The organism is Coprobacter sp., from assembly GCF_982436375.1.
The window spans coordinates 1-7914 of record NZ_CEWDCG010000148.1 but is presented as its reverse complement, the minus strand read 5'-3'; the positions used below and the strand labels follow the sequence as shown (position 1 = coordinate 7914).

The window sequence follows — 7914 nt, the reverse complement described above, 5'->3', positions numbered from 1 at the left end:
GTTAATTATATATACAAGATAATAAAGTCCTACTTCTGTGATAGAAACAGATTATTTTCATATGGACTATACTTCTCTTTTCTTCTTTTTTCCAGAATTATCGTCTTTATAATATAAAGAACTAATAATAAATTTATTAGCCTCATCTATAATAGAATTGTCTAAAGATGCCAAATAAATTTGCGTGGTTTTCTCGGATGTATGTCCCATACCGGCACTTATAACAGAAAGAGGTATATTTTTATTTCTTGCGGCTGTAGCCCATGTATGGCGTGCAACGTATGAGGTAAGAGGAGAAGGCAGTCCTAATAAATCGGAAATTTTTTTGAGCTGTTTGTTATAATAACTCAGTGAATTTTGATATTGCCGATATGCTATTTTTTCGTCTGAAGATGTAATAATAGGAAATATATATTCACTTTTTGTTTTGTAATGGTCCATTATCTTTTTCATACATGATTCGATACAAATATTGATAATCTGTCCGGTCTTACGACGAATATATTGTATGAACCCATTTCTTATATTGCTTTTTCTGAGATAAGCAATATCGACAAAAGCCATTCCTCTCGTATAAAAACTAAAGATAAATATATCCCGGGCATAATCCAAAGCTTTATGTTCGGATAAATCCAAATTACTTAAACGAACAATGATTTCCTCATTTACAGCTCTCTTTCGAGTGCGGTCTACTCCGGTATATACTTTCCTGAATATATTTTCAGGATTAAAAAACATTTCTGCAGCAGCTTTATTATACACAGATCGCAATATACGCATATAAAAAGATACAGAATTACGGGTTATACCTCTCTTTCTCAGCCATGAATCATATTCAAGAATAAAATCTTCTGTCATTAAATAAAACTCAATGTCTTGATTATGAAGAAACGAAGCAAAGCTATTTCTCGTGCACATATAATTCCGGGCCGTTCCCAAACATCCGTTCTTTATCAATGATCTTATCTGTTTATCCATAAAAGCAAGAAAAGATTTATCTTGTCTATGTATATGAAATGCTTGTAAGATATCCTTTGCCGAATAATTTGGAAACGATTTAATCATATTTTGTAAAGCAGATACATCGTTCTTTATTCGGAGGTCTATATCCGTTACGTACGAAAACCGATATTTTTCTCTAAAAACGACAGACTGGGACTTTTCATCCCATTCTTCAGGGAACAATTTATACTCTGTTGCAATCCGGACAGACCTCATGCCTTCATGCAATACATAAACCACCGTTCCGGGAACTCCGGAAACAGATGAATGACGTAATTTGATTTTTATAGATACCATAACTTCTAAATATTATATATCAAAAATATATAACATATAGCTGCGTAAATATCATAGAAAAAATCATTTTTTTGTCCAAAGCCTGTCTAAATCTTGTACAGATATTTTTGAATGTTATTTCGAGGAGATTTTCCAAATTCGACCCAAGGAAAATATCAGATAGACTCTAAAACAAGTCTTTAATTAGAAACAAATAATTATTTATTGACGCACGATATCATCATTTTTCATTCGGTTGCCTCTGTAAAATCAGCAAAGCTACCGTTATAATAAAAATACCCAATATCGAATACAAATCGGGATATTCACCCGGAACAAGCAACCAACTTAAAACAACACCGGCAACCGGTACGACAAATTTCCACATGTTCAATTCAAAAACTTTCACTTCTGGTCTCTTAAGCAGCGAATACCAAATGGAAAATCCGACTGCCGGAATCAACGCCAACCATATCCATGCAATATAAAACTCTAATGAATAAGGTTTTACATACCAATCTTCTGTAAAAAACGATACAATATACAGAATTAATCCGCCAGAAAAATTAGCAAATGCAGTGAGCATAACCGGAGAAACTTTGTTTCTGTTCTTGGCAACTATAATATTAGTAGATGCCCCTACAACATTACTGATAATCAACAATATGACTCCGTAATAAAACGAAACGTCAGTATGAATAGAACCTCCTTTTGCAAAACTTATAAATACGATTCCGGCCATACCTAAAACAATAGCCAAAATCTTACGAAACGACATTCGATCATTTCCCATAGTGAAATGAGCCATAACAGCAACAAAAAACGGACCGCCTCCGATGATAATTGCAGATATGGCAGCGGGGACTTTATTTAATCCCATAAAAAAGAAACCGTACTGTATAAACGTCTGTAAAAAACCGAATAACAGCATATAACGCCACTCTTTCAAATTAGAAATCCAATCGATCTTCTGATATATCAAAAAAGGTATTAACAAAAGTCCGGCCAGCATAAAGCGCATACCGGACAAATGTAACGGAGTTGTATATTCAAATCCTATTTTCGCTCCTGCAAAGGCCGATCCCCATAGTAAACATGCAAAAATCGCCAATATCTTAGTTTTCATGTAATTCTTTATTTTTTTAAACTGCAAAGATAATCTATATATCCTATTTTATTAGACTGTTTTTATATCCTATTATACGACAATCTGATAAGAAAGCGTATTTTTGCGATAGATTTTAAGAGGGTTTATTTCACTTGAACAAAAAAATAATACATATAGATATGGATGCTTTTTATGCTTCCATAGAATTGCGTGATCATCCGGAATATGTCGGGAAGCCATTAGTCGTAGGCCGTCCCGAAAGCAGGGGTGTTGTCTCTGCGGCCAGTTATGAAGCCCGGAAATACGGAATACATTCAGCCATGTCGTCTGTCAAAGCCCGGAAACTTTGCCCGGATGTAATATTCATACCGGTACGAATGGAGGTATATAAAGAGGTATCTAAACAAATACACGCTATATTCAGAGAATATACCGATATTATAGAACCGTTATCTTTGGATGAAGCATTTCTTGATGTTACAGAAAACAAAAAAAATATCGAATTGGCGACAGATATAGCAAAAGCCATAAAACAACAAATAAAAGAGACATTGGGGCTTACTGCCTCTGCAGGAGTTTCCTATAATAAATTTCTTGCAAAGATCGCTTCCGATTACAGAAAACCCGACGGACTCTACGTCATCCATCCCGATAAAGCTATCAAATTCATCGCATCTCTTCCTATCGAATTATTCTGGGGTGTAGGAAAAACGACCGGAAAGAAAATGCACTTATTAGGAATTCATTCGGGAGCTGATTTACAAAAATGTTCTTTAGAGTTTCTTATCAGTCATTTCGGAAAAAACGGAAATCTATTTTATGATTTTGCTCATGGTATAGATAACAGAGCGGTAGAAGCTGTAAAAATAAGGCAATCGATCGGCTGTGAAACAACTTTTGAAAAAGATTTGACTAGTCCCATGGCTGTTATCATAGAACTTTATCATGTAGCCTGTGAACTGACAGAACGCATCACTCTCAAAAAATTTCAAGGAAACACGCTTACTCTAAAAATAAAATTCAATGACTTTTCACAAAAAACCAAATGTATAAGTAATCATCATCCTTTAACAGACCTTGATGAAATACTGCCTTTAGCAAAAAAACTATTGAAAGAAATAGACATATCGCAACATCCGATTCGTTTACTCGGTTTGTCGGTTTCACATCCGACAGAAAAATTACATCCTCAACAGCTCAGTATCCAATTCTGAAAAACCTTGACCTTAATACTTTTTATTCCGGGCGGATATTCCCTGAAAAATCATTCACATATTATCCTGAACAATATTTTGAAAGGATATAAACCTTACAAGAGAAATTTGGCATACATTTTGAATATATTCATTTTTAAAATTTGACAACTTACGAAGTAAAATATTATCTTTATCGGTTACAGAAAATATGACAGATATGACAGTAAAAGAAATAATAAATACCCAGCAAGAGATTTATCGATTGCTTGCAAAAAAACAGATAAAAAAAGTATTCGAACTGTTGTCTGAATTGTCTTCAGTATTGCAAGATTGGACTGTCAACGAAAAACTGAATGAACTGGAAACGTCTTATAAATATATGCTCCGGTATATGTTCGAAGGTATCGAAGATCCTGAACGAGAACAGGTATATAGAAATTTGATTTCATCTTTATTCACTTTAACCGATAAAGTTACCGAATTACTACTCGAAAAAGAATCATCCGGTTTTTATTTTTCTAAGAAAAGATATTTTCAGCTACATCCGGAGATGAGTATTCAGCAACAGTCAGACACATTAGATTCTGCCATTAACAACCTGTCTTTAAACAGTTTATTGAGTGATATAGAAAATAATGTCCAGACGCAAATTGAACTCAGAAAGCAAGTAGAAAAAGCAGAAGAAGAACTTGTAACCAGAATTTGGTGCAACTATCCGGCAACCGAATGGGATTACTCAGCTTTACGTGAAGGATTATCTCCAGAACATTTCCCCGTCGAAACGACTTGTTTAATCATTTCGGCGCTTACTTTAAATCTACTGCATCGGTATGACGAACAAAAATTGGCAATTCTATTAGACGTCTATGAGCAATCGACTAATGAAGAAATACGTCAAAGAGCCTTATGCGGAGTTCTGATTCTTATGTACATATACAAAACGAGAATAGAGCTTTCGCCCTATTTGCTGGCAAGAATCGAAGCTTGTAAAGAAAACGAGCGATTTTGTAAGGAAACACGGACGATCTTTCTGCAATTAATAAAAAGCCGCGAAACAGAACGAATTTCTCGAAAATTTACAGAAGAGCTGCTTCCTGAAATGATGAAAATAAGCCCGTCTATTTATAAAAAGATGAAACAAGACGAGCTAATGAACGACATGAACTCTTTGGATAAAAATCCGGAGTGGCAGGAAATTTTAGAGCAATCAGGAATTGCCGATAAGCTTAAAGAACTGAATGATTTACAATTAGAGGGAGCTGATGTTTTTATGAGTACTTTTTCAGGACTCAAGAGTTTCCCGTTTTTTAAAGAAGCCGCTAACTGGTTTCGCCCGTTTAATACTGAATATACAGCATTGAACAACGTTTTTACCCAAGGAGATAAAGATAATAATTTTAAGAAGCTCATTAGTTTATCCCACTTTTTGTGTAATTCGGACAAATATTCTTTCTGCCTCAGTCTCACACAAGTACCGGAAACCCAAAGAGGTATGATGACATCTCAATTCAATGCCGAAGGTATAGAGATGCAAAATATAGAAAAAGACAAACTTTCTCTAAATGCAGATGAAACAGGGAAAAACATATCAAACCAATATTTACAAGACTTATATAGATTTTTCAAACTTTCATCTTTCCGATCCGAATTTTCAGACCCATTTTCATCTCATATAGACTTATTCCAGGTTTCGTTCCTGCAATCCATATTTTCGGATGACAATACATTAAGGTTGATCGGAGAATTTTATTTCCGGAAAGAATATTATGCCGAAGCCCTGACAATGTTCAATAAATTACTACAAAACCATAGATCAGATAGTGAACTATATCAAAAAATAGGATATTGCCTACAAATGTCGGGAGAATACGATAAAGCTTTAGACGCATATCTGAAAGCAGAAATGATATATCCCGATAGTCTGTGGACATTAAGAAGAATTGCGTCTTGTTACAGAACACTAAAAAAACCGGAAGCCGCATTGGAATACTACTTGAGAATAGAACAAATGAAGCCTGATAATTTATCGATAGAGATGAATATCGGGCATTGCTATTTCGAACAAGAGAATTATGATGAAGCTTTGAAATATTATTTTAAAGTCGATTATTTAGACCCCAAAAGCACCAAAGCATGGAGGGCTATAGCATGGTGTTCTTTTTTGGCGGGAAAACAAGAACAAGCCCGGCGTTATTACGAAAAAATACTGAATAATAAACCGACCTCTATCGATTATATGAATGCCGGACATATAGAATTTGTTCTAAAGAACCTGAATAAAACGGTAGAATTATATCGAAAGAGCATAGAAAATGATAAAGGCAATAAGGAATCATTTCTCAATAATTTCAAACAAGATATCAAATATTTGATACAAGCAGGCATATCTGCCAATGATATTCCGTTGCTAATCGACCAGCTCATGTATTCCTTAAACCGATAATCTCCCCCGCCGGAGATTATCGGCTACCTAAATCATCATATAACTTTTGTAGAAATGCCTTTCCTGCATTTTCTTTACTTCCGGTAGTATCTCCTTCCGAAAAAACAACCTTACCCGCTTCATTATCATATATGACTTTAGCATTAGAATCCAGATATCCGAATCCGTCCTTGAAGGTATAATAAGCAAATTTATATTGAGTAGTATCAGCAATATTTTTACTGAACTTAAAATCTGAATAGTCTATATTCATTTGTCCCAAAAGAGTGGCGGCAATATCGATCTGAGAGCCATAATCATTTATCACTTTAGGGCCATTTACCACTCCTCCACACCAAACCATAGGAATGTGATGACGGACAATATCAGGCTCTTGAACTCCGGCAGGATATCGCATAGCATGATCAGGCACTAAAATAATCAAAGTATTATTCCATTGGGGCGTTTGACGGAAACGATCGACAAATGCACCCAAGCAACTATCGGTATAAGCCACTGAATTAAGATAAGGATCATCAAAATGATGATACGGGACATCAAAGGGTTCATGACTGCTCAGTGTCAAAAATACTTTCATAAAAGGATGCTTCTGTTGATTTTGTATCAATTCACTGAAACGAATGAAAGTCGTGCCGTCATTTGCCCCCCATTTAGACAATAAATCACTAACCGGGAAATCTTTGTCAGAGACAATGCTTTGAAACCCTGAAGAAATAAAATAAGAACGCATATTGGTAAAATCCGCATCTCCTCCATAAAGGAATTGAATGTCATATCCCTCTTTCCGCAATGATTTAGATATGGCAGGCAGAGATTGAGATTTGACGGGATATTTCATAATAGATGTTGTCGGTTGCGCAGGATATCCGCTTAAAATCGAGACAAGTCCTCTATCTGTTCTAAAGCTATTCGCATAAAAGTTTGTAAAAAATATTCCTTCTTCTGCCAAACGGGTAAGATTCGGCATTACTCCCGGAACTCCGCCCAATTTCTCCATCGCAGTGCCGGAAAAACTTTCCAATATGATTAGTAAAATATCCGGATGCTCACGATTAATCCATCGAACAGAGTCATTTTCAGGGAAATAAACTCGACCGTGTGTCATCTTTGAAAATTCTTTATCTGCTTTATCTGCATCCATAAAACGATATTGCTGTTTAAAATCTTGCCCTTTAGACAAAGATGCCAGCAAACTGAAAGCCGGGTTTATTGCTGCATGATTAAACAACATATTATCACTATAATATACCCTCCCTACATTAATTGTAGAAACCGAAATACCCCCTCGAATCGGGATAAACAGCAAACCGAGTAACAATAAAAACCAACATGTCGATTTGATACGATGTTTACAGAATTTCCATTTCCCAGAACCCTTCACAATCCAATAATTCAACGGATACCAAAAAATCGTAAAATACAGAATGATACATATAATTCCTAAAATCAAAATCCAAAACGGCACACTCGCCATAGCATCGGCAGGAGACTTCAAATAAAATAAAGGAGTTGCATCCATTCTAAATCCCCAATAGGTATATAGTTCTATATCGGAAATAAAAATGAGAGATAAAACCGCTATAATCAATGCAAAATATCCTTTATAAAACCATTCTGCCCATAATCCTTGTATCCATACTGTCACTAAAGCCACAAATACCGGCAATGCCAAAATATAGCTTGCAACTGAAAGATCGAGAGGAATACCGTGGTATATAACTTGCATCCAATCTATAAAAGAGGCTTTCTCGAATAAATTATAATGGAAAAGCATAAATAGCGGTTTTTGCAACATAAACATGAACATAAACCACAAATATATTTTGAGTAAAAAGAGCAATCGCTGTTTCATGATTCTTTTATTTTTTACACTATACCCGACACAAATG

Annotated in this window: 5 protein-coding genes; 2 read left to right on the top strand and 3 right to left on the bottom strand. The window is 35.1% G+C overall.

The window, feature by feature from the left end; genetic code table 11:
* Positions 1–66 precede the first annotated feature (66 nt).
* Entirely contained in the window at positions 67–1299 is a 1233-nt protein-coding gene (locus tag AC1WHX_RS08825; protein WP_481229177.1) for a tyrosine-type recombinase/integrase, read from the bottom strand.
* Between the two features lie 220 nt (positions 1300–1519).
* Entirely contained in the window at positions 1520–2404 is an 885-nt protein-coding gene (locus AC1WHX_RS08820; protein WP_303117313.1) for a DMT family transporter, read from the bottom strand.
* A 134-nt stretch (positions 2405–2538) separates the two neighbouring features.
* Between AC1WHX_RS08820 and dinB the strand changes: the two genes are divergently transcribed.
* Positions 2539–3600, top strand: coding sequence for a DNA polymerase IV (gene dinB, locus AC1WHX_RS08815; RefSeq protein WP_303117316.1), 1062 nt, complete (start codon positions 2539–2541; stop codon positions 3598–3600).
* A 199-nt stretch (positions 3601–3799) separates the two neighbouring features.
* Positions 3800–6025 carry a tetratricopeptide repeat protein gene (locus AC1WHX_RS08810; protein WP_303117319.1) on the top strand — a complete coding sequence of 742 codons (2226 nt, stop codon included), beginning with the start codon at positions 3800–3802 and terminating at the stop codon, positions 6023–6025.
* Between the two features lie 16 nt (positions 6026–6041).
* Here AC1WHX_RS08810 and AC1WHX_RS08805 read toward each other — a convergent pair whose 3' ends face one another.
* Positions 6042–7877 (bottom strand): LTA synthase family protein, encoded by a 1836-nt coding sequence (locus AC1WHX_RS08805; RefSeq protein WP_303117322.1) that lies wholly within the window; start codon positions 7875–7877, stop codon positions 6042–6044.
* Positions 7878–7914: the final 37 nt, after the last annotated feature.